The organism is Polaromonas sp. P1_G2, assembly GCF_056405515.1.
The window spans coordinates 1-442 of record NZ_JBFUBY010001203.1 but is presented as its reverse complement, the minus strand read 5'-3'; the positions used below and the strand labels follow the sequence as shown (position 1 = coordinate 442).

Sequence of the window (442 nt, the reverse complement as noted above, 5' to 3'; positions counted from 1 at the left end):
ATTACACTCTGTCCTCAGTGCATTCGTTTGCCGGCGCGGACGCCGTCAGATCACGTAATCGATCGTCGGCCCCTCGGCGCGGATGCGTTCGCGCAACCGAAGCGGCCGGATGAAGCCATTGTTCACCTCGACGTCGATCAGATTGACGTCGAGCACGACATTGTCGGCGAAAGCTTTCTTGCCGATTGCCTCAAGCCGCTCCACATCCTCCTTGGTATGGGCGATCTGGGCACGGGCTATGCTTTCGTTCCATCGACCGTCGACATCGTACCAGACGGCAATGCCATCCGTCAGCCGGTTGGCGGTCAAAATCTGCAGGGCCATATCAAACTCCGGAAGTCTCGGCGGGCACGGATTGCCTTGAAAGCAAAGGCTCCGAATTGTCAAGGTTGGCGCCCGCCACGGCATCACCAATAATCACCATGACCGGCCCGGTCAGATC

1 protein-coding gene is annotated in these 442 nt (G+C 58.6%); it reads right to left on the bottom strand.

Translation table 11 applies throughout. The features are described from left to right. Positions 1-45: 45 nt before the first annotated feature. Positions 46-324, bottom strand: coding sequence for a DUF2849 domain-containing protein (locus AC1D0P_RS29775; RefSeq protein ID WP_477680024.1), 279 nt, complete (start codon positions 322-324; stop codon positions 46-48). Positions 325-442 lie beyond the last annotated feature (118 nt).

What these genes read in the sequence shown, in the direction of transcription:
- AC1D0P_RS29775 (WP_477680024.1), bottom strand. Translation starts at nt 324, where the DNA reads ATGGCCCTGCAGATTTTGACCGCCAACCGGCTGACGGATGGCATTGCC.